Below are 21,548 nucleotides of genomic sequence, written 5' to 3'. Positions count from 1 at the left end.
ATGAATTCGCTTTATCTGGCCTCGGGCTCTCCGAGGCGGCGTGAACTGCTGACCCAGATCGGTGTGCCCTTCACCGTGGTCAGCGCCACTATTGATGAAACACCTCTTACCAATGAACCTGCCGTTGCCTACGTCGAGCGCCTTGCGCGCGGCAAGGCGGCGGCGGGTTTTGCTGCGCTCGAAAACACCCCGGGCGCCTGCGTGCTGGGCGCTGATACGGCTGTGATCGTCGATGGGAAGATCCTTGGCAAGCCCGTGGATCAAGCCGATGCCCTGGCCATGCTGATGGCGTTGGCGGGGCGTGAGCATGAAGTCCTCACCGCCATAGCCCTGACGGATGGCCGGCGTAGCGAAACTGTTTGTGTAAGCAGTCGTGTACGGTTTCGCGGTATTTCTGTCGAAGAGGCTACAACCTACTGGCACAGTGGCGAACCCCAGGACAAGGCGGGCGGCTATGCTATCCAGGGCCTGGGGTCGGTGTTCGTGGCCGGGCTCAACGGTAGTTATTCCGCCGTGGTCGGCCTGCCGGTGTGTGAAACCGCGCAACTGCTCGGCCAATTCGGCATACCCTGTTGGCAAAACCTTACCGTGCGTTGAACGCCGTATTCCAGCGCCAAGCCTTTAGCGATCGGTCACTATTGTGAAAACGCCTGAACGAGACCCAGCCATGAGTGAAGAGATTCTGATCAATATCACGCCGATGGAATCACGCGTGGCGGTGGTAGAAAACGGTGTTCTGCAAGAAGTGCACGTTGAGCGCACCCAGAAGCGCGGGATCGTTGGCAACATTTACAAAGGCAAGGTCGTGCGCGTATTGCCGGGCATGCAGGCGGCATTCGTCGACATCGGCCTGGACCGCGCCGCGTTTATCCATGCTTCGGAAATCTCCTTGCGCGAAGGCCCTGCGGTGGAAAGCATCAGCGCGCTGGTGCACGAAGGGCAGAGCCTGGTGGTGCAAGTCACTAAGGACCCCATTGGTTCCAAAGGTGCGCGGCTGACGACGCAGCTGTCGATTCCTTCGCGCTACCTGGTGTACATGCCGCGCACGGCCCACGTCGGTATTTCGCTGAAGATCGAAGACGAAGCTGAACGCGAACGCCTTAAAAAAGTGGTCAGCGACTGCGTGGCCGCCGAAGGCATCAAGGAAGCCGGTGGGTTTATTCTGCGCACCGCTGCCGAAGGCGCCGGTGCCGATGAAATCCTCATGGACATCCGCTACCTGCGGCGCTTGTGGGACCAGATTGGTGCGCAGATCAAGACCATCGGCGCGCCCAGCGTGATCTATGAAGACCTGGGTCTGGCCTTGCGTACCCTGCGTGATTTGGTCAGCCCGAAGATTGAGAAAATTCGCATCGACTCGCGGGAAACCTTCCAGCGCACCACGCAATTTGTAGCCGAGCTGATGCCGGAAATTGCCGACCGCCTGGAACATTACCCGGGCGAGCGGCCGATCTTCGACCTGTATGGTGTCGAAGACGAAATCCAGAAAGCCCTGGAACGCAAGGTCCCACTCAAGTCCGGTGGCTACCTGGTGGTGGACCCGGCCGAGGCCATGACTACCATCGACGTCAACACGGGCGCTTTCGTGGGGCACCGCAACCTTGAAGAGACCATCTTCAAGACCAACCTCGAAGCGGCGACTGCGATTGCCCGCCAGCTGCGCCTGCGTAACCTGGGCGGCATCATCATCATCGACTTCATCGACATGGAAGATGAAGAGCACCAGCGCCAGGTGCTGCGTACGCTCGAGAAGCAACTGGAACGTGATCACGCCAAGACCAACATCATCGGTATCACCGAGCTGGGCCTGGTGCAGATGACCCGCAAGCGCACCCGCGAAAGCTTGGAGCAGGTCTTGTGCGAACCGTGCAGCAGCTGCCAGGGGCGCGGTAAATTGAAGACCCCGGAAACCGTTTGCTACGAGATTTTCCGGGAAATCCTGCGTGAGGCGCGAGCCTATCAGGCCGAAGGTTATCGGGTGCTCGCCAACCAGAAAGTGGTGGATCGGTTGCTGGACGAAGAGTCCGGTAACGTCGCCGAGCTGGAAGGGTTTATCGGGCGCACGATACGCTTCCAGGTCGAAACCATGTATTCCCAGGAACAATACGACGTGGTGCTGCTCTGATCCCCATTCGCTTACTTCCACGAGACCGGCAGACCTTGATCTGCCGTCCGACTACTGCCTTGAGGGTCGCCTGACATGGAGCGTCTGATACGCTTTTTTGCCGCTTTGACCCGTTGGGGCCTGGGCCTCTGTGCGTTGCTGCTGGTGTTGGCGGCGGTGTACGTGAGCCTGGGTCGTGAGTTGACCCCGCTGGTGGCCGAATACCGCGCCGAAATCGAAGCCAAGGCCCAGGCCGCAGTGGATATGCCCCTGCACATCGGCAGCCTCGAAGGCCGCTGGAGCGGCTTCGCCCCAGTGTTGCTGGCTCACGACGTGATGCTGGGCGAGGGCAGCAGTGCCTTGCGCCTGGATCAGGTCGAAGTGGTGCCGGACATGTGGGCCAGCCTGATGGCGCGCGAAGTGCGTATCGCCCATCTGCAAGTCAGCGGCCTGCAATTGAGCGTGAAGGAAGACAAGGACGGCCACTGGGCGCTGCAAGGCTTGCCAGTGCAGGACGACCAGCCGCTGGACCCGCAGCAGTTGCTCACGCGCATGCAGATGGTCAAGCGCGTGTCATTGCTCGATAGCCAAGTGACATTGCAGCCGTTCGACCAGGCGCCCATGACCCTGACCTATGTGGGCATGAGCTTGCACACCGGCATGAGTCGGCAACGTCTCGATGCACGCCTGACCCTGCCGGACGGCCAGCCGCTGGCCGTGAGCTTGCGCACGCGCATACGCGCCAGCCAATGGAAAGATGCAGAGGTGCAGGCCTACCTGAGCCTGCCGCAGAGTGATTGGGCCAAGTGGATTCCAGCCAAGCTGACCCAGCAATGGAAACTCACCCAGTTCAAGGCGGGCGGCGAGTTTTGGCTGACCTGGGCCAAGGGCACCGTGCAAAGTGCCGTGGTACGCCTGAATTCACCTCAGGTGAAGGGCAGCTACGCCGACCGCAAGCCGGTCCATATAGAAAACCTCGCACTCACCGCCTACCTGCAACGCAGTGACACAGGCTTGAAAGTGCTGCTGGATTCGCTGGCGATGAACCTGGGAGACACCCGCTGGGAGTCGCGCGTACAACTGCAGCAGACCCTGGCTACCGACAAGGACTTGGAGGTCTGGAAGCTGCAGGCCGATCGCCTGGACCTGACCCCGATCACGCCACTGCTCAATGCCCTGGCGCCACTGCCAGAGGGCTTTGCCAAGACCATCGAACACCTCAAGGCCACCGGTTTGCTGCGTAACGTGCTGGTGGATTTCCGCCCACAGGACAGCACCGACCACAAGGTCAGCTTTGCCGCCAACCTTGAGCGGGTGGGTTTTGATGCCTACTTCGGCGCACCTGCGGCGCGTAACGTGTCCGGCAGTATCAGCGGTGACCTGGGCCATGGCGAGTTACGCATGGACAGCAAGGACTTTTCCTTGCACCTGTTTCCGATTTTCGCCAAGCCTTGGCAGTACATCCAGGCCAATGCGCGCCTGACCTGGAAGCTGGACAAAGAAGGTTTCACCCTGATCGCGCCGTATATCAAGGTGCTGGGTGAAGAAGGCAAGGTGGCCGCCGACTTTCTGATCCGCCTGCATTTTGACCATGACCAGGAAGACTACATGGACCTGCGGGTCGGCATGGTCGATGGCGATGGCCGTTTCACGCCCAAGTACCTGCCTGCTGTCTTGAGCCCGTCGTTGGATGAATGGCTGCGTACGGCGATTCTCAAAGGCGCCGTGGACCAGGGGTTCTTCCAGTACCAGGGCTCGCTGAACCACGACGCGCTGCCGGCGGCACGCAATATCAGCCTGTTCTTCAAGGTGCATGACGCTGAACTGGCGTTCCAGCCAGGTTGGCCGCATGTGAGCAAGGTCAACGGCGAAGTGTTTGTCGAGGAGAGCGGCGTGCGCATCCTGGCCAGCAAGGGCCAGTTGCTCGACACCAAGGTCAAGGATGTCTACGTCAATATTCCCCACGTGCCGGCCGGTAAAGACAGCCATTTGCTGCTGACGGGTGGGTTTTCCGGTGGCTTGGGCGATGGCTTGAAGATTCTTCAGGAAGCGCCGATCGGTACGGCGTCGACCTTTGCCGGCTGGAAGGGCGAGGGCGACCTGCAAGGCAAGCTGGACCTGGACGTACCCTTGGCCAAAGGCACCGAGCCGAAGATTGTGGTGGATTTCCAGACCGACAAGTCGCGCCTGCAACTGGCCGAGCCGACCCTGGACCTGACCCAGCTCAAGGGCGATTTCCGTTTCGACAGTGCCAAGGGCCTGAGTGGGCAGAACATCACGGCCCAGGCGTTCGACCGGCCGATTACCGCGCAGATCTTTGCCGATGGCAAACCGGGCAATCTCAGCACCCGCGTGACTGCCAAAGGCCAGGTCACGGTCAAGCGGCTCACCGACTGGCTGAAAATCAGCCAGCCGCTGCCGGTGTCCGGCGATATTCCCTACCAATTGCAGCTCACCCTGGACGGGGCCGACAGCCAGTTGATGGTCAGCTCCAACATGAAAGGCGTCGCTGTCGACCTGCCGGCGCCCTTTGGCATGCCTGCCAGCCAGGGCCGTGACAGCGTGTTCCGCATGACGTTGCAGGGCGCCGAGCGCCGCTACTGGTTCGATTACGGCGAGCTGGCGAACTTCACCTTTGCTTCGCCTCCGGACAAGTTCAATGACGGCCGCGGCGAGTTGTTCCTCGGCGATGGCGATGCAGTATTGCCGGCGGCCAAGGGCCTGCGTATTCGCGGCGTGTTGTCGGAGCTGGACATCGACCCGTGGAAAAAACTGATTGATCGCTATGCCGGCAATGACCCGGGCGGCAGCGCCAAGCAACTGCTCAGCGGTGCAGACTTCAAGGTGGGCAAGGTCACCGGCTTTGGCACCCAGTTTGATCAGGTCAACCTGCTGCTGGATCGCAAGCCGGCCGCGTGGGGCTTGCAGCTGGACAGCCAGCAGGCCAAGGGTACGGTGAACCTGCCGGATGCCAAAGGCGCGCCGATCGCTATCAACCTGCAGTACGTGAAGTTGCCAGCCGTGGACCCGACGGTGCAGGCTGACGAAAACGCGCCGGACCCCTTGGCCGACATCGATCCGAAGGATATTCCGGCGCTGGATATTGCCATCGACCAGCTGTTCCAGGGGCCGGATCTGGTAGGCGCCTGGTCGTTGAAGATCCGGCCAACCGCCAAGGGCCTGGCCTTCAATAACCTGGACCTGGGGCTCAAGGGCATGCAGCTCAAGGGCGCCGGTGGTTGGGAAGGTGCGCCAGGCAGCAGCGGCAGTTGGTACAAAGGTCGCCTGGATGGCAAGAACATCGCTGATGTGCTCAAGGGCTGGGGATTTGCGCCTACGGTGACCAGCGAAGACTTCCATCTGGACGTGGATGGCCGTTGGCCGGGTTCGCCGGCCTGGGTCGGGCCGAAACGCTTCTCCGGCAGCCTCGACGCCGCCTTCCGCAAGGGCCAGTTCGTTGAAGTGGAGGGCGGCGCCCAGGCCCTGCGGGTGTTTGGCCTGCTCAACTTCAATTCCATCGGTCGTCGCCTGCGCCTGGATTTCTCGGACCTTCTCGGCAAGGGCTTGAGCTATGACCGGGTCAAAGGGCTGCTGGCGGCCAGCAATGGCGTGTTCGTGACGCGCGAGCCCATCACCATGACGGGCCCGTCGACCAATCTTGAACTCAATGGCACCCTGGACCTGGTGGCTGACCGCGTCGACGCCAAGTTGCTGGTGACCTTGCCGGTCACCAACAACCTGCCGATTGCCGCGTTGATCGTCGGCGCGCCCGCCATCGGTGGCGCGTTGTTCCTGATCGACAAGTTGATCGGTGACCGTGTTTCGCGCTTCGCCAGCGTGCAGTACAAAGTGGAAGGTCCTTGGAAGGATCCAAAAATCACCTTCGACAAGCCATTTGAAAAGCCAAACTGAGAGCCTGTGGAGTAGCATGGCCCCATGCTTTTTACGGAGTGTCGGCCCATGTCCTTTGCGGTAATTCAAATGGTCAGCCAGAGTGATGTGCTGGCCAACCTGGCTCAGGCCCGGCGCTTGCTGGAGCAAGCGGCGGCCGGTGGGGCGAAGCTGGCAGTGCTGCCGGAGAACTTCGCCGCCATGGGCCGTCGTGACGTGGCCGATATCGGCCGCGCCGAAGCCCTGGGCGAAGGCCCGATCCTGCCCTGGTTGAAACAGACCGCCCGTGACCTCACCTTATGGATAGTGGCTGGCACGTTGCCGCTGCCGCCAAAGGACCAGCCGAACGCCAAGTCCAATGCCTGCTCGCTGCTGGTCGATGATCATGGCGAAATCGTCGCCCGCTACGACAAGCTGCACTTGTTTGATGTCGATGTCGCCGATGCGCGAGGTCGTTATCGGGAATCCGACGACTATGCTTTTGGTGGCAACGTGGTGGTAGCCGATACCCCGGTGGGGCGCCTGGGCCTGACGGTATGCTACGACTTGCGTTTCCCGGAGCTGTACAGCGAATTGCGTGCAGCCGGTGCTGAATTGATCACCGCGCCCTCGGCCTTTACCGCAGTGACGGGCGCTGCGCATTGGGATGTGCTGATCCGTGCGCGCGCCATCGAGACCCAGTGCTACCTGCTGGCGGCGGCGCAGGGCGGTGTGCACCCGGGGCCACGGGAAACCCATGGGCATGCGGCGATTGTCGACCCGTGGGGGCGTGTGCTGGCACAACAGGATAGAGGCGAAGCGGTGTTGTTGGCCGAACGCGATAGCAGTGAACAGGCGTCGATACGGGCGCGCATGCCGGTGGTCAACCATCGGCGCTTTTTCTCGCAGGGCGCACAGCGGCCTGCTTCAGAACGATGAATTTAAGGCCAAACCTATGAGCGAGTTGTTGTCCTCAGTCAGTGAACACCTCCTGGCACCCGGTGGCGTGACCATCGAAAGTTTGCAAACCGTGCTCGGCGATCTGGCCGGGCCGGGTATCGACGCGGCCGACCTGTATTTCCAGGGGCAGATCTCCGAGTCCTGGGCCCTGGAAGACGGCATCGTCAAGGAAGGCAGCTTCAACCTTGACCAGGGTGTGGGCGTGCGTGCGCAATCCGGTGAGAAAACCGGCTTTGCCTACAGTAATGCGATCACCCTGGAAGCCTTGGGCCTGGCGGCACGCGCTGCGCGGTCGATCTCCCGTGCTGGGCAAAATGGCACAGTGCAGGCGTTCAGCACCCAGGATGTGGCCCAGTTGTATGCGCCGGATAACCCCCTGGAAGTGATCAGTCGTGCCGAGAAGGTCGAGCTGCTCAAGCGTGTCGACGCCGCCACGCGTGCCCTCGACCCGCGTATCCAGCAGGTCACCGTGAGCATGGCCGGCGTGTGGGAGCGCATCCTGGTGGCGTCCACCGATGGTGGGCTGGCGGCCGATGTGCGGCCGCTGGTGCGCTTCAACGTCAGCGTGATCGTCGAGCAGAACGGTCGCCGCGAGCGCGGTGGTCATGGCGGTGGCGGGCGTACCGACTACCGTTATTTCCTGGCCGAGGACCGTGCCATGGGCTATGCCCGTGAGGCGCTGCGCCAGGCGCTGGTGAACCTGGAAGCCATCCCGGCGCCAGCGGGCACGTTGCCGGTGGTGTTGGGGTCGGGCTGGTCCGGTGTGCTGCTGCACGAGGCGGTGGGCCATGGCCTGGAAGGTGACTTCAACCGCAAGGGCAGTTCGGCTTATAGCGGGCGCATGGGGGAAATGGTTGCGTCCAAGCTGTGCACCATTGTCGATGATGGCACCCTGGCCGGTCGCCGTGGCTCGCTGAGCGTCGACGACGAAGGCACACCCACCGAATGCACCACGCTGATCGAAAACGGCGTGCTCAAGGGCTACATGCAAGACAAGCTCAATGCCCGGCTGATGGGTGTGGCGCGTACCGGTAACGGTCGCCGCGAGTCTTACGCGCACCTGCCCATGCCACGCATGACCAACACCTACATGCTCGGTGGCGAAAGCGACCCTGCGGAAATCATTGCCTCGGTAAAGCGCGGTATCTATTGCGCCAACCTCGGTGGTGGCCAGGTGGATATCACCAGCGGCAAGTTCGTGTTCTCCACCAGCGAGGCGTACTTGATCGAAGACGGCAAGATTACCGCGCCGGTCAAAGGGGCGACGTTGATTGGCAACGGGCCGGAAGCCATGAGCAAGGTGTCGATGGTCGGTAATGACCTGTCGCTGGACAGTGGCGTGGGTACGTGCGGGAAGGATGGGCAGTCGGTGCCGGTGGGTGTCGGCCAGCCAACGCTGAAAATTGATGCGATCACCGTGGGTGGCACGGGTTCGTAAGGAAGGTGGAGCTTCGGGTGGCGAAGATCGCCACCCGGGGAAGAGGATCAACGCAGGCCGCGTTGGGTCTCGTCCAGCTCTCGGATGTACTTGAAGATTTTACGGCTGGTGGCCGGCGCCTTGTTATGCGCCAGTTCGTGTTGAGCCTGTCGGATCAGGGAGCGCAGTTGCTGGCGGTCCGCGTCCGGGTACTCGGCCACGAATTTCTCCAGCACGGCGTCATCGCCCGCGATCAGGCGGTCACGCCAACGTTCCAGGTTGTGGAAGCGTTCGTTGTACTGGCGGGTGGAGGCATCGGTTTGATCGAGCAAGGCGAGAATGGCGTCAGTGTCCTGATCACGCATCAGCCGGCCGATAAACGCGATGTGACGTTTACGCGCGATATTCGCGGTGTGCTTGGGTGCATCGGCCAGGGCCCGGCGCATTTCGTCGGTCAGTGGCAGTTTTGCAATCAAATCCTTCTTGAGCGTTGTAAGGCGCTCGCCGAGGTCAACCAGAGCATGCAGCTCACGTTTGACCTGGGATTTGCTTTTCTCCCCATCGAGGGAGTCGTCGTAAGAATCAACCATGGTGGCAGTCCGCAAAGAAACGCCGCCATGATAACCAGTCGGGGGCCGCTTGTCCGGCCCGGTCGCTCGATGGCCTTAACCGAAAGCAGAATTTGAGTGGAGAAAACCATGAGTGCAGCCCAAAGCGTCGGTCCGCAAGCGTTACCGGCACTGCAGGAACAAGTCGAGCAGATCCTTGCCGAGGCCAAGCGCCAGGGGGCGAGTGCCTGTGAAGTGGCGGTGTCGCTGGAGCAGGGGCTGTCGACTTCAGTGCGTCAGCGGGAAGTAGAGACCGTCGAGTTCAACCGCGACCAGGGCTTTGGCATCACCTTGTATGTTGGGCAGCGCAAAGGCTCTGCCAGTACCTCGGCCAGCGGCCCGGAGGCGATCCGCGAGACTGTCGCTGCCGCTTTGGCGATTGCCAAGCACACCTCCGAAGATGAAAGCTCGGGCCTGGCTGACAAGGCGTTGATGGCCAAGGACTTGAAGGATTTCGATCTGTTCCACGCGTGGGACATCACGCCGGAGCAGGCCATCGAACAGGCGCTGACCTGTGAAGCGGCAGCGTTCGACGCTGATACCCGCATCAAGAACGCCGATGGCACCACGTTGAGCACACACCAGGGTTGCCGTGTGTATGGTAATAGCCATGGGTTTATCGGTGGGTACGCGTCTACCCGTCACAGCTTGAGCTGCGTGATGATCGCCGAGGCCAATGGCCAGATGCAGCGCGATTACTGGTATGACGTGAACCGTCAAGGTGAGCTGCTGGCCGATCCGGTCAGCATCGGCCAGCGCGCTGCACAGCGTGCCGCGAGCCGCCTGGGTGCGCGCCCGGTGCCCACCTGCGAAGTGCCGGTGCTGTTTTCGGCGGAGCTGGCGGGTGGTTTGTTCGGGAGTTTCCTGGGGGCGATTTCCGGTGGGAACCTGTACCGCAAGTCTTCGTTCCTGGAAGGGGCCATCGGCCAGAAGTTGTTTCCGGAGTGGCTGACCATCGATGAGCGTCCGCATTTGATGCGTGCCATGGGCAGCTCGGCGTTTGACGGTGATGGTCTGGCGACCTATGCCAAGCCGTTCGTCGAGAAAGGTGAATTGGTGTCCTACGTACTGGGCACTTATGCAGGCCGCAAACTCGGCCTGCCAAGTACTGCCAACTCGGGGGGCGTGCACAACCTGTTCGTCACCCATGGCGATGAAGACCAGGCGGCGCTGCTCCGGAAGATGGGGCGAGGGCTGTTGGTGACTGAGCTGATGGGCCACGGCTTGAACATGGTCACCGGGGATTATTCCCGTGGTGCGGCGGGCTTCTGGGTAGAGAACGGTGAGATTCAGTTCGCGGTCCAGGAAGTGACCATCGCCGGCAACATGCGCGATATGTTCAAGCAGATCGTTGCCGTGGGTAATGACCTGGAACTGCGCAGCAACATTCGTACGGGTTCTGTGCTGATCGAGCGGATGACTGTCGCCGGCAGTTGATCCTCACACGCTAAACAAAAAGGCGCGCCATCTTGCAGAGGGCGCGCCTTTTTTCATGGCCGCGTTTCAGTCCGATTAAAGTGTCACTCTTGTTTTGATTCTCAATATCATTTAATAATAAATATCATTACCGAATGAGTGTGGATCATGAGTTCTGTCCTGCATGAGGATCCGTACCTGGAAAGCTGGCGCTGGATGAGTCGTCAGATTCGCTGCGGCCTCGACCCCAATGAACCTCGCCTGATCGAACATTACCTCAATGAGGGGCGATACCTGGCGTGCTGCACGGCGACCCATCCGTGGACGATTGCCGAAACCTCGTTCCGTCTCCTGATCGACACCGCCACCGATATCGCGCTGCCCTGGCACTGGCGATCCCTGTGTTTGGACCAGGCCTGGCGCCCACTGCGCGACCTGGAAAAACTCTCCCTCTGTGCCTGCCGCCTCAAGCGCTGGCAGACCTTTGCCTGGCAATTGGCAACCTGCGAATTGCTGCCGTCTATTTCTCACTCCGACCTGGTGCAAGGATCTAACGATGAGTAACACCCGTATCGAACGCGACAGCATGGGCGAACTGCAAGTGCCGGCCGAGGCCTTGTATGGCGCACAAACCCAGCGCGCGGTGAACAATTTCCCGATCAGTCATCAGCGCATGCCGGCGCAATTCATTCGCGCGCTCATCCTGGCCAAGGCAGCGGCCGCCAAGGTCAACGTCGACCTCAAGCAGATCAGCGAAGGGCAGGGTAAGGCCATCGTCGATGCTGCCCAGGGCCTGCTCGAAGGCGACTTCATGCCGCATTTCCCAGTAGATATCTTCCAGACCGGCTCCGGCACCAGCTCCAACATGAACGCTAACGAGGTGATTGCTACCCTCGCCAGCCGTTTGCTCGGTGAGGCGGTCAACCCCAATGACCACGTCAATTGTGGCCAGAGCAGCAACGACATCATCCCGACCACGATTCACGTCAGCGCCGCTTTGGTCTTGCACGAGCAAACCCTGCCGGCCCTGCTGCACCTGGTGCAGGTGATCGAGCAGAAGGCCGAAGAGGTTCATCCGTTCATCAAGACCGGCCGCACCCACCTGATGGATGCGATGCCGGTGCGCATGAGCCAGGTGCTCAACGGCTGGGCGCAGCAATTGAAGGCCAATATCGGCCATTTGCAGGATTTGCTGCCAAGCCTGCAGGCATTGGCTCAAGGTGGCACGGCAGTGGGCACCGGGATCAACGCGCACCCTGAGTTCGCCGCGCGCTTCAGTCAGCAACTGAGCCATCTCACCGGCGTGACATTCACCCCGGGCAAAAACCTGTTTGCACTGATTGGCTCCCAGGACACCGCCGTTGCCGTATCCGGTCAACTGAAAGCCACGGCAGTCTCGTTGATGAAAATCGCCAATGACCTGCGCTGGATGAACTCCGGTCCTCTGGCGGGCCTGGGCGAAATCGAGCTGGAGGGCCTGCAGCCTGGCTCTTCGATCATGCCCGGCAAGGTCAACCCGGTGATTCCGGAAGCGACCGCCATGGTGGCCGCACAAGTCATCGGCAACGACACCGTGATTACCGTGGCCGGCCAGTCAGGCAACTTCGAGCTCAACGTGATGTTGCCGATCATCGCCCAAAACCTGCTCGGCAGCCTCGAGTTGCTCGCCAATTCCAGCCGTTTGCTGGCAGACAAGGCCATTGCGAGCTTCAAGGTCAACGAAGGCAAGCTGAAAGAAGCCTTGTCGCGCAACCCGATCCTGGTCACTGCACTCAACCCGATCATCGGTTACCAAAAGGCCGCTGAAATCGCCAAGAAGGCCTATCAGCAAGGCCGCCCGGTGATTGATGTCGCCCTCGAGCACACCGACTTGCCCCGTAGCCAACTGGAGGTCCTGCTGGACCCGGAAAAGCTCACGGCTGGCGGCGTGTAACCACCGACCCTGCTTTGGAGGCTCACCATGGAGCACTGGAAACGCACGATCGAACGGGCCAATCGCTGCTTTATGGCGGGCGAGTTGGTCGACGCTCGGGAAGCTTATTTGCAAGCCTTGGCCCTGGCTCAAGTGTTATTCGAGCGTTGGGCGGATGCCGACGAAGCAGTGGCGGCTTGCGTCATTTCCCATCACAACCTGGCGGACCTGCATTTGCGCCTGAACCAGCCGGAGGAGAGCGCGGAATACCTGTGCGCTATTCACCAACGCCTGCTCCAGACCATGCAGGACCCACGGCTGAGCCCGCAACTGCGCGAAGCGGCCTTGCGCCAGAGCAGCAAGACCTATGTCGAGCTGTTGAATTTCATCAGCGATCACGGTGAGTACCCTCGTACCCACCGCTTGCTGGGCGGCACTGCGGCGCAAACGGATGCGTCGACCCGCCACAGTCCTTATTACGGAGCCCATTGAGATGACTTACACGTTGCCAGCCTTGCCCTACGCCTATGACGCCCTTGAGCCGCATATCGATGCGCAAACCATGGAGATTCACTACACCAAGCATCACCAGACCTACATCAACAACCTCAACGCGGCGGTCGAGGGCACCGAGTTTGCGGGTTGGCCGGTAGAGAGGCTGGTGTCCAGCGTGCAGCAATTACCGGAAAAACTGCGGGCTGCGGTCATCAACCAAGGCGGTGGCCATGCCAATCATTCACTGTTTTGGGCCGTGATGTCGCCAAAAGGCGGCGGCAAGCCAGAGGGCGCGTTGGGCAAGGCCATCGATGAGCAATTGGGTGGTTTTGACAGCTTCAAGGAAGCATTCACCAAGGCCGCGCTGACTCGTTTCGGCAGCGGTTGGGCGTGGCTGAGCGTCACCCCGCAAAAGACATTGGTGGTGGAAAGCAGCGGCAACCAGGACAGCCCGTTGATGAGCGGCAACACGCCGATCTTGGGGTTGGATGTCTGGGAGCACGCCTATTACCTGCTCTACCAGAACCGCCGCCCCGAATACATCAACGCCTTCTACAGCGTCATCAACTGGCCGGAAGTCGCCGCACGCTACCAGGCCGCATTGGCCTGATATTCATCCAATAACAAGATCTAAGGCCGACTATGGGCACTGAAACACTGGCGATCAGCAGCGGGCGAATGTTTCGTTATGCGTTTGGCTCGCTGCTGCTGTTGGCAGGTACTGCATTGCTGGTGGCTCACGGGCTGGCCTGGCTGGACCTCGAACCGCGCATCCTGCGGGCGTTGCAGGGCGGGGCGATTTGCGCGCTCGGCACCGCATTGGGCGCGGTGCCGGTGTTGGTGATTCGCCGGATGCCCGTCGCACTCAGCGATACCTTATTGGGGTTTGGGGCGGGTGTGATGCTGGCTGCGACCGCGTTTTCGTTGATCGTGCCGGGCATTGCCGCCGCTGAAACCCTGGGGCTCTCGCCTTGGGGCGCCAGTGGGTTGATCAGCTTCGGCATCATGCTGGGCGCCTTCGGGCTGTACCTGGTCGACCGCAAGGTCTCCGGTGCGAGCCCGGAAATGTTGGTGGGCACACCGGATAAGCCTGTGATTCCTCCACGTATCTGGTTGTTCGTGTTTGCCATCATTGCCCACAATATTCCCGAAGGCATGGCCGTGGGCGTCTCCGCAGGCGGTGGCATGCCAGATGCCGACAGCCTGGCCATGGGCATCGCCTTGCAGGATGTACCCGAAGGTCTGGTGATTGCATTGGTATTGGCCGGCGCGGGGATGTCGCGGGTCAAGGCGTTCTTGATCGGCGCAGCGTCAGGCTTGGTGGAGCCGGTATTCGCGGTGCTTTGCGCCTGGCTGGTCAGCCTGGCCGAAGTGCTGTTGCCGCTTGGGTTGGCGTTGGCGGCGGGTGCGATGCTGTTGGTCGTGACCCACGAGGTCATCCCGGAGTCGCGGCGCAATGGTCACGAAAAGCTCGCCAGCCTGGGGCTGTGCATCGGCTTCTGCTTGATGATGGTGATGGACACGGCCTTGGGATAAATCGCTTCTGTAGGGGCCCGGCTTGCCGGCGATGGCGTCCTCAGGTCCAACACCTGACTCAAAGGCCTCATCGCCGGGCAAGCCGGGCTTCTACAAGGGATGGGGCTATTCGCCTTCGTCGAAGTAGTTGTTGATCAACGCCACCAGTGCAGCCATGGCTTCGTCTTCCTGTTCGCCTTCCGTCTTCAGGTGAATCTTGGTGCCCTTGCCGGCTGCCAGCATCATCATGGCCATGATGCTCTTGCCGTCGACCATCGATTCCGGTGTGCGACCGGCGCGGATCTGGCAAGGAAACTGCCCGGCCACGCCGACGAATTTGGCTGAGGCACGGGCGTGCAGGCCTAGCTTGTTGATGATTTCAATTTCCAGAGCGGGCATCGCGCAGGTGTTCCTTTCAGCTAAGGTCGCGGTGGCGGACCTGGACGTTCTTGAGGGTTTGTTGCAGCACCTGGCCCAGGCGCTCGGTCAGGTAGACGGAGCGGTGGTGACCACCGGTGCAGCCGATGGCAATGGTGACGTACGCGCGATTGCTCGCGGCAAAGCGGGGTAGCCATTTGAGCAGGTAGCTGGAGATATCCTGGAACATCTCTTCAACATCCGGCTGCGCGGCCAGGTATTCGGCTACAGGCAAGTCCAGCCCGGATTGTTCGCGCAGTTCCGGCTTCCAGTAAGGGTTGGGCAGGCAGCGCACATCGAACACCAGGTCGGCGTCCACCGGCATGCCGCGCTTGAAGCCGAACGACTCCACGAGAAACGCCGTGCCAGGTTCCGGTTGGTTGAGCAGGCGCAGCTTGATGGCATCGCGCAACTGATACAGATTGAGGCTGGTGGTGTTGATCTTGAGGTCGGCGAGGTCAATGATCGGGCCCAGCAACTTGGTTTCATCCTCGATGGCTTCTGCCAGGGAGCGATGGGGGCTGCTGAGGGGGTGACGTCGGCGGGTCTCGGAAAAGCGCTTGAGCAGGGTTTCTTCGTCGGCGTCCAGGTACAGCACATCACAATGAATATGCTTGGCCCTGACCTCCTCGAGCAGTTGCGGAAAACGCTCAAGGTGGCTGGGCAGGTTGCGGGCATCAATCGAAACGGCAACCAGGGGCTGGGCCAGCTCGGTGTGGATCAGTGCGCGTTCCGCCAGCTCCGGCAGCAGGCCGGCCGGCAGGTTGTCGATGCAATAAAAGCCGTTGTCCTCAAGGACATTGAGGGCGGTGCTTTTACCCGAGCCGGAGCGGCCGCTGACGATGATCAAACGCATGATTACTGCCCGTTCTGTTCATCCAGGACAACCTGATAAAGCGCCTCATTGCTGCTGGCGCCGCGCAGTTTGTCGCGTACGTCCTTGCGGTCAAGCATGCTGGCGATCTGCCGAAGCAGTTCCAGGTGCGCATCGGTGGCGGCTTGCGGGACCAGCAGGACAAACAGCAGGTCGACCGGGGCGCCGTCGATGGCGTCGAAATCGATGGGAGCTTCTAGGTGCAGCAGGGCACTGACAGGTGTTTCGCAACCCTTGAGACGGCAGTGGGGGATGGCGATGCCGTTGCCAAAACCGGTGGAGCCGAGTTTTTCACGGGCAATCAGCGCGTCGAAGACATCTTGCATCTCCAGATCCGGCACTTCGCGCGCGATCAGGTTGGCAATTTGTTCGAGGGCTTTTTTCTTGCTGCCGCCCGGCACGTTCACGAGGGAACGGCCGGGGGTCAGGATGGTTTCAAGTCGGATCATGGGGGGAGAGTTAACGACCTGTACCTTGCATCAGGTGCAGATTCTTTTCCTTATGCTTTATGAGTTGGCGGTCCAGCTTGTCGTAGAGCGAGTCGATCGCCGCGTACATGTCTTCATGCTCCGCATTGGCGACGAGCTTTGCATTCGGTACGTGCAGGGTGGCCTCGATTTTCTGCTTGAGCTTATCGACCTCCATGATGACCTGCACGTTGGTGATCTTGTCAAAATGCCCTGCCAGCTTGTTCAGCTTGCTTTCGGTGTATTCACGCAGGGGTTTGGTGACTTCCAGCTGGTGTCCACTGATGTTGACTTGCATACAGCTTCTCCTTCGTTGCCAGTGCATAAAGCGGCAGGCCGGGGTGCCTGCCACTGGAACGCTGTGGCCCGCCCGTCACATCAAACGCTTACGCTCGCTGGAAGGCGCGATCCCGAGGGACTCGCGGTACTTGGCGACGGTTCGACGGGCGACCTGAATGCCTTGTGCCTCCAGTAAACCAGCGATCTTACTGTCACTCAATGGCTTTTTCTGATTTTCAGCGGCAACCAGTTTTTTGATGATCGCGCGGATCGCCGTGGACGAGCATTCGCCGCCTTCGGAGGTGCTGACGTGGCTGGAGAAAAAGTATTTCAGTTCATAAATACCCCGTGGGGTATGCATGAATTTCTGCGTGGTCACCCGGGAGATCGTCGATTCATGCATGCCCACTGCTTCGGCGATGTCATGCAGCACCAGCGGCTTCATCGCCTCGTCGCCGTATTCCAGGAAGCCGCGCTGGTGCTCGACGATCTGGGTGGCGACTTTCATCAGGGTTTCGTTGCGGCTTTGCAGGCTCTTGATGAACCAGCGCGCTTCCTGCAACTGGTTGCGCATGAAGGTGTTGTCGGCGCTGGTGTCGGCACGACGTACAAAACCGGCGTACTGCGGGTTGACGCGCAAGCGTGGTACCGACTCCTGGTTAAGCTCCACCAGCCAGCGCTCGTTGTCCTTGCGTACGATCACGTCAGGGACGACGTATTCAGCTTCGCTGGACTCGATCTGCGAACCGGGGCGTGGGTTGAGGCTCTGGACCAGCTCGATGACCTGGCGCAGGTCGTCTTCCTTGAGCTTCATGCGGCGCATGAGCTGGCTGTAGTCGCGGCTGCCCAGCAGGTCGATGTAGTCATTGACCAGGCGCTGGGCCTCGGCAAGCCAAGGCGTCTTGGCCGGAAGTTGGCGCAATTGCAGCAGCAGGCACTCGCTGAGGGTCCGGGCGCCAATGCCGGCCGGTTCGAATTGCTGGATTCGGTGCAGGACGGCTTCGATCTCGTCCAGCTCAATGTCCAGTTCCGGGTCGAATGCCTCAAGGATTTCCTCAAGGGTTTCGTCCAGGTAGCCCTGGTTATTGATGCAGTCGATCAGGGTGACGGCGATCAGGCGATCGGTGTCGGACATCGGTGCCAGGTTCAGTTGCCACAGCAGATGGCTCTGCAGGCTCTCGCCGGCGGACGTGCGGGTGGTAAAGTCCCACTCGTCATCGTCATTGCTTGGCAGGCTGCTGGCACTGGTCTGGTAGACGTCTTCCCAGGCCGTGTCCACGGGAAGCTCGTTGGGAATGCGTTCGTTCCATTCGCCGTCCTCCAGGTTGTCCACCGTCGGGGCGGTTTCCTGATAGGAGGGTTCCTGCACGTCGGAATTGGGTTTTTGCTCGATGTTGTCAGCCAGCGGGTCTGCATTGTCGAAGTCGTCGCCTTCTTCCTGGCGTTCGAGCATCGGATTGGACTCCAGGGCCTCCTGGATTTCCTGTTGCAGGTCCAGGGTCGACAATTGGAGCAGGCGGATGGCCTGTTGCAGCTGCGGTGTCATCGTCAGCTGCTGGCCCATTCTCAGGACTAGCGATGGTTTCATGGCAGGGGCTTAACACCTTATTCGCCGGCGCAATGCGCCATCCACGACAGGGCGCGTGAGCGCCAAACATAAGCAAATTATATGCCTGATATCGGGGGCTTTGCCTAGAGCGCGGTAACAATAAAAAAACTGAGGTTTTTATTGACTCCCGCGCGCGCTGGCGTTCGGCCTGACACCGCGACGCTTACAGGCGGAACTCGTGGCCCAGGTACACTTCCTTGACCAGTTCGTTGGCCAGGATGGTGGCGGAGTCGCCTTCGGCGATCAATTGGCCATCGTTGACGATATAAGCGGTTTCACAGATATCGAGGGTCTCGCGAACGTTGTGGTCAGTGATCAGTACGCCGATCCCCTTGGCCTTGAGGTGGTGGATGATCTGTTTGATATCGCCCACCGAAATCGGGTCGACGCCGGCGAACGGTTCGTCCAGCAGGATGAACTTCGGCGCGGTGGCCAATGCGCGGGCGATTTCCACACGGCGACGCTCGCCACCGGACAGGCTCATGCCCAGGTTGTCGCGGATGTGGTTGATATGGAATTCCTGCAGCAGGCTTTCCAGCTCCTTGCGGCGGCCGTCACGGTCGAGTTCCTTGCGGGTCTCCAGGATCGCCATGATGTTGTCCGAAACCGACAGTTTGCGGAAGATCGACGCTTCCTGGGGAAGATAGCCGATACCGGCGCGAGCACGACCGTGCATCGGCTGGTGGCTGACATCCAGGTCGTCGATCAGTACGCGGCCCTGATCTGCCTGGACCAGGCCGACGATCATGTAGAAACAGGTGGTCTTGCCGGCACCGTTGGGGCCGAGCAGGCCGACGATCTGGCCGCTGTCGATCGACAGGCTGACGTCGCGCACGACCTGACGGCTTTTGTAGGCCTTGGCCAGATGCTGGGCTTTCAGGGTTGCCATTACTCGGCCTTCTTCTTCGGCTGGATAACCATGTCGATACGCGGACGAGGTGCGGTGACCTTGTTGCCATTGGCGCGACCGGCGTTGGCGACCTGTTTCACGGTGTCATAGGTGATTTTTTCACCTTCCGTGGTGTTGCCGTCGGTGCTGACGACCTTGGCCTGGTCAATCAGGACAATGCGGTTCTGCTGGGCGTGATACTGAATGGTCTTGCCATAGCCCTTCATCGGGGCGGTGTCGGCAAGTGCCTGCTTCTGTTCGAAATAGGCCAGGTTGCCCACCGAGGTCACGACGTCGATATCGCCGCTCTTGGTGCGGGTCAGTGTCACCGTGTTGCCAGTGATCTTCATCGAGCCCTGGGTAATGATCACGCCACCGGTGTAGGTCGCCACGCCTTGCTTGTCATCCAACTGCGCATCGTCAGCCTGGATGTGGATCGGTTGCTGGCTATCGTTCGGCAGAGCCCAGGCGCTCACGCTTCCCAGTGCTGCGCCCAGACCGAGCAAAATAGGGAGAGTTTTAACGAGCCTCATACTGTCCTCTTACGTTCGATAGCAGGTGTATCCTGCTTTCTTTCAAATACGCTTTCATTCCCTTGCCAGTCGATACACCGCCAGCGCCGTCGATTCTAACGTCTTGCTCGGTCTGCGCATATTGCTTCTGCGGGAATACGGTCATGCGACTGGTGGTGATCACGGTGTCGCGGTTCTTGTCGTCAGTGCGCGCAACGCGTACCGAGTCGATCAGTTCTACTTGGGTGCCGTCCGGGTTGACCTCGCCACGCTTGCTGGTGACGTGCCACGGAAACTCGGTGCCGCGATAGATGTTCATGTCGGGGTTGGTCAGCAAGGTCACTTCAGTAGCCTTCAAGTGCTCGACCTTGTCCGACGTCATTTCGTACTGCACCTTGCCGTCGGGCAGGAACTGCACGCTTTTGGCGTTGATGGCGTAATAGTCGATGGCCCCGTCGTCAACCTGCGCTACAGGCTTGTCGAGGAAGCGCTCCGGGCTGATATTCCAGTAGCCCACCGCGAGGAACAGCGCGGCGATGACCCCGAATAGCAGGAAGTTGCGAATCTTTTTGCTCAGCATAAAACGCTCTATAAGTAGGCGGCGTGGGCCGCTTCAAGGCTGCCCTGGGCGCGCAGGATCAATTCGCAGAACTCACGCGCGGCACCTTCGCCGCCACGGGCCGTGGTGATGCCATGGGCGTGTTCACGAACAAATGCTGCCGCGTTGGCGACAGCCATGCCCAGGCCTACCCGGCGAATGACCGGCAGGTCGGGCAGGTCGTCACCGAGGTAGGCGACCTGCTCATAGCTTAGGTTGAGTTGGCCAAGAAGCTCGTCCAGAACCACCAGTTTATCCTCACGGCCCTGATACAGGTGAGGAATCCCCAGGTTTTGTGCACGACGTTCCACAACCGGGGTCTTGCGACCGCTGATAATGGCCGTTTGCACTCCTGCCGCCATCAGCATCTTGATGCCCTGACCGTCGAGGGTATTGAACGTCTTGAATTCGCTGCCGTCTTCGAGAAAGTACAGGCGGCCATCGGTCAGCACGCCGTCGACGTCGAAAATCGCCAGCTTGATGTTCTTGCCGCGTTGCAACAGGTCGCCTGTCATTACATTACTCCCGCACGCAGCAAGTCGTGCATGTTCAGGGCGCCGATAGGGCGGTCATCTTCATTGACCACCACCAGCGCGCCGATCTTGTGGTCTTCCATGATCTTCAGCGCTTCTGCAGCCAGCATTTCCGGGCGTGCGGTCTTGCCATGAGGGGTCATGACCGCATCGATGGTCGCGGTGTGGATGTCGATGGTGCGGTCCAGGGTGCGGCGCAAGTCGCCGTCGGTGAATACCCCGGCCAGGCGGCCATCGGCTTCCAGGATAACGGTCATGCCGAGGCCCTTGCGGGTCATTTCCATCAGCGCGTCCTTCAGTAGCGTGCCGCGCTGGACGTGAGGCAATTCATCGCCTGCATGCATGACGTTTTCCACTTTCAACAGCAGGCGGCGGCCCAGGGCGCCACCGGGATGGGAGAAAGCGAAGTCTTCTGCGGTAAAACCGCGGGCTTCCAGCAGGGCAACGGCCAGCGCATCACCCATGACCAGGGCGGCGGTGGTCGATGACGTCGGCGCCAGGTTCAGCGGGCAGGCCTCGTGGGCCACGTGAACGTTGAGGTTCACTTCGGCGGCCTTGGCCAGCGTCGATTCCGGGTTGCCGGTGATGCTGATCATCTTGATGCCCAGGCGCTTGATCAGCGGCAACAGGGTGACGATTTCGTTGGTGGTGCCGGAGTTGGACAGCGCCAGGATGATGTCATCCTTGGTGATCATGCCCATGTCGCCGTGGCTGGCTTCTGCCGGATGCACGAAAAACGAGGTGGTCCCGGTGCTTGCCAGCGTGGCGGCGATCTTGTTGCCGATGTGTCCGGATTTACCCATGCCGACCACAACAACGCGGCCTTTGCTGGCCAGAATCATCTCGCAGGCGCGTACGAAATCCGCGTCGATATGGGCCAGCAAGCCCTCTACGGCTTCGAGCTCGAGGCGGATGGTGCGCTGTGCGGATTGAATAAGGTCGCTGGATTGGCTCATGTCTGAAATCGTATAGCCTGACGAAAAGTCGGCGATTATAGCGGTAATGATCAATTCCCTCACGCAAGTTCGTCAGGCTTTATTCACAAGGCGTCAGAGATTCCGCTCCCGCCCAAC

22 protein-coding genes are annotated in these 21,548 nt (G+C 60.5%); 11 read left to right on the top strand and 11 right to left on the bottom strand.

Annotated features, from left to right (window positions below; all coding sequences use genetic code 11):
* The 5 genes from M2394_RS06840 to tldD all read left to right on the top strand — a co-directional run bounded on the left by M2394_RS06840 (window position 1) and on the right by tldD (window position 8,372).
* Complete coding sequence (locus tag M2394_RS06840) at window positions 1-597, top strand: nucleoside triphosphate pyrophosphatase (protein ID WP_178922683.1); 597 nt, start codon at window positions 1-3, stop codon at window positions 595-597.
* Between the two features lie 70 nt (window positions 598-667).
* Window positions 668-2,125 carry a ribonuclease G gene (gene rng / locus M2394_RS06835; RefSeq protein WP_010213134.1) on the top strand — a complete coding sequence of 486 codons (1,458 nt, stop codon included), beginning with the start codon at window positions 668-670 and terminating at the stop codon, window positions 2,123-2,125.
* 75 nt (window positions 2,126-2,200) lie between these two features.
* Window positions 2,201-6,016, top strand: coding sequence for a YhdP family protein (locus M2394_RS06830; protein WP_259171948.1), 3,816 nt, complete (start codon window positions 2,201-2,203; stop codon window positions 6,014-6,016).
* Between the two features lie 48 nt (window positions 6,017-6,064).
* Window positions 6,065-6,913, top strand: a complete 849-nt coding sequence (locus M2394_RS06825; RefSeq protein ID WP_178922685.1) for a carbon-nitrogen hydrolase family protein — start codon at window positions 6,065-6,067, stop codon at window positions 6,911-6,913.
* A gap of 16 nt (window positions 6,914-6,929) precedes the next feature.
* Window positions 6,930-8,372 carry a metalloprotease TldD gene (gene tldD / locus M2394_RS06820; RefSeq protein WP_017529090.1) on the top strand — a complete coding sequence of 481 codons (1,443 nt, stop codon included), beginning with the start codon at window positions 6,930-6,932 and terminating at the stop codon, window positions 8,370-8,372.
* Window positions 8,373-8,419: 47 nt separating this feature from the next.
* Here tldD and yjgA read toward each other — a convergent pair whose 3' ends face one another.
* A complete protein-coding gene (yjgA, locus tag M2394_RS06815; RefSeq protein ID WP_176995088.1) occupies window positions 8,420-8,941 on the bottom strand; it encodes a ribosome biogenesis factor YjgA in 522 nt (173 codons plus the stop codon).
* Window positions 8,942-9,049: 108 nt separating this feature from the next.
* Here yjgA and pmbA point away from each other — a divergent pair, with 108 nt between their 5' ends.
* The 6 genes from pmbA (at window position 9,050) to M2394_RS06785 (ending at window position 14,318) form a co-directional block, all read left to right on the top strand.
* Entirely contained in the window at window positions 9,050-10,396 is a 1,347-nt protein-coding gene (pmbA, locus tag M2394_RS06810) for a metalloprotease PmbA (protein WP_178922687.1), read from the top strand.
* Between the two features lie 147 nt (window positions 10,397-10,543).
* Entirely contained in the window at window positions 10,544-10,939 is a 396-nt protein-coding gene (locus M2394_RS06805; RefSeq protein WP_178922688.1) for a FagA protein, read from the top strand.
* Window positions 10,932-12,308, top strand: a complete 1,377-nt coding sequence (locus M2394_RS06800; RefSeq protein WP_259171947.1) for a lyase family protein — start codon at window positions 10,932-10,934, stop codon at window positions 12,306-12,308. Before M2394_RS06805 ends, M2394_RS06800 begins: the two co-directional genes overlap by 8 nt.
* 27 nt (window positions 12,309-12,335) lie before the next feature.
* Window positions 12,336-12,779: a hypothetical protein gene (locus tag M2394_RS06795; RefSeq protein WP_178922691.1), complete on the top strand. Its 444-nt coding sequence runs from the start codon at window positions 12,336-12,338 to the stop codon at window positions 12,777-12,779.
* 1 nt (window position 12,780) lies between these two features.
* The gene (locus M2394_RS06790; protein ID WP_176995083.1) at window positions 12,781-13,392 is read left to right on the top strand and encodes a superoxide dismutase; all 612 of its coding nucleotides are present in this window, start codon (window positions 12,781-12,783) and stop codon (window positions 13,390-13,392) included.
* A gap of 32 nt (window positions 13,393-13,424) precedes the next feature.
* Window positions 13,425-14,318, top strand: coding sequence for a ZIP family metal transporter (locus M2394_RS06785; RefSeq protein ID WP_178922693.1), 894 nt, complete (start codon window positions 13,425-13,427; stop codon window positions 14,316-14,318).
* 105 nt (window positions 14,319-14,423) lie between these two features.
* On the opposite strand, the gene M2394_RS06780 is transcribed toward M2394_RS06785, so the two are convergent.
* The 10 genes from M2394_RS06780 to M2394_RS06735 form a co-directional block, all read right to left on the bottom strand.
* Window positions 14,424-14,696 carry an HPr family phosphocarrier protein gene (locus tag M2394_RS06780; RefSeq protein WP_010213120.1) on the bottom strand — a complete coding sequence of 91 codons (273 nt, stop codon included), beginning with the start codon at window positions 14,694-14,696 and terminating at the stop codon, window positions 14,424-14,426.
* A 16-nt stretch (window positions 14,697-14,712) separates the two neighbouring features.
* Window positions 14,713-15,570, bottom strand: coding sequence for an RNase adapter RapZ (rapZ, locus tag M2394_RS06775; protein WP_178922695.1), 858 nt, complete (start codon window positions 15,568-15,570; stop codon window positions 14,713-14,715).
* A gap of 2 nt (window positions 15,571-15,572) precedes the next feature.
* A complete protein-coding gene (ptsN, locus tag M2394_RS06770) occupies window positions 15,573-16,037 on the bottom strand; it encodes a PTS IIA-like nitrogen regulatory protein PtsN (protein ID WP_259171946.1) in 465 nt (154 codons plus the stop codon).
* 10 nt (window positions 16,038-16,047) lie between these two features.
* On the bottom strand, window positions 16,048-16,353 hold the full coding sequence (gene hpf / locus M2394_RS06765) for a ribosome hibernation-promoting factor, HPF/YfiA family (protein WP_003171804.1): 306 nt from the start codon (window positions 16,351-16,353) through the stop codon (window positions 16,048-16,050).
* A gap of 75 nt (window positions 16,354-16,428) precedes the next feature.
* Window positions 16,429-17,922 carry an RNA polymerase factor sigma-54 gene (locus M2394_RS06760; RefSeq protein WP_176995080.1) on the bottom strand — a complete coding sequence of 498 codons (1,494 nt, stop codon included), beginning with the start codon at window positions 17,920-17,922 and terminating at the stop codon, window positions 16,429-16,431.
* Window positions 17,923-18,106: 184 nt separating this feature from the next.
* Window positions 18,107-18,832 (bottom strand): LPS export ABC transporter ATP-binding protein, encoded by a 726-nt coding sequence (lptB, locus tag M2394_RS06755; protein WP_016974288.1) that lies wholly within the window; start codon window positions 18,830-18,832, stop codon window positions 18,107-18,109.
* Complete coding sequence (gene lptA, locus M2394_RS06750; RefSeq protein WP_259171945.1) at window positions 18,832-19,365, bottom strand: lipopolysaccharide transport periplasmic protein LptA; 534 nt, start codon at window positions 19,363-19,365, stop codon at window positions 18,832-18,834. Before lptA ends, lptB begins: the two co-directional genes overlap by 1 nt.
* Complete coding sequence (gene lptC / locus M2394_RS06745) at window positions 19,352-19,924, bottom strand: LPS export ABC transporter periplasmic protein LptC (protein WP_178922701.1); 573 nt, start codon at window positions 19,922-19,924, stop codon at window positions 19,352-19,354. The genes lptA and lptC overlap by 14 nt, the downstream gene beginning before the upstream one ends.
* A gap of 8 nt (window positions 19,925-19,932) precedes the next feature.
* Window positions 19,933-20,457 (bottom strand): HAD family hydrolase, encoded by a 525-nt coding sequence (locus tag M2394_RS06740; RefSeq protein ID WP_178922703.1) that lies wholly within the window; start codon window positions 20,455-20,457, stop codon window positions 19,933-19,935.
* The gene (locus M2394_RS06735) at window positions 20,457-21,431 is read right to left on the bottom strand and encodes a KpsF/GutQ family sugar-phosphate isomerase (protein ID WP_178922705.1); all 975 of its coding nucleotides are present in this window, start codon (window positions 21,429-21,431) and stop codon (window positions 20,457-20,459) included. The genes M2394_RS06740 and M2394_RS06735 overlap by 1 nt, the downstream gene beginning before the upstream one ends.
* Between the last annotated feature and the right edge of the window lie 117 nt (window positions 21,432-21,548).

This window comes from Pseudomonas sp. BIGb0164 (genome assembly GCF_024810135.1).
Lineage (GTDB): Bacteria > Pseudomonadota > Gammaproteobacteria > Pseudomonadales > Pseudomonadaceae > Aquipseudomonas.
This window is presented reverse-complemented; position numbering and strand designations above follow the sequence as displayed.